Origin of the sequence: Paraburkholderia sp. SIMBA_027 (assembly GCF_046535315.1) — a bacterium.
GTDB classification, from domain to species: domain Bacteria; phylum Pseudomonadota; class Gammaproteobacteria; order Burkholderiales; family Burkholderiaceae; genus Paraburkholderia; species Paraburkholderia tropica.
Window position 1 is genome coordinate 1 of sequence record NZ_JAWRWY010001310.1, and the last position, 247, is coordinate 247.

The 247-nt window shown below is 64.8% G+C and carries 1 protein-coding gene; it reads right to left on the minus strand.

The features are described from left to right. A partial coding sequence (locus SB764_RS43400) for a pyrroline-5-carboxylate reductase family protein (RefSeq protein WP_410867226.1) occupies window positions 1-247 on the minus strand: 247 nt, incomplete at both ends.

The window sequence follows — 247 nt, forward strand, 5'->3', positions numbered from 1 at the left end:
TGGCCGCTTCGCCGAGATGCTTTTCCAGGAAGCCGAGCGTCTTGCCAGCAGCGACCGAAACCACGACCGTGTTCGGCCCGACCGTCTTCTTCACTGGCGGCAGAACCGCTTCCATCACCTGCGGCTTGACCGCGATGAACAGGACGCCGGCCTTCAGACCATCCGGAGCCGCCGTCACATGCGTGGCACCGGCATCGGAGATCGTCTTCATCATCGCCGGCGACGGGCCAGGATCGACGACGACCAC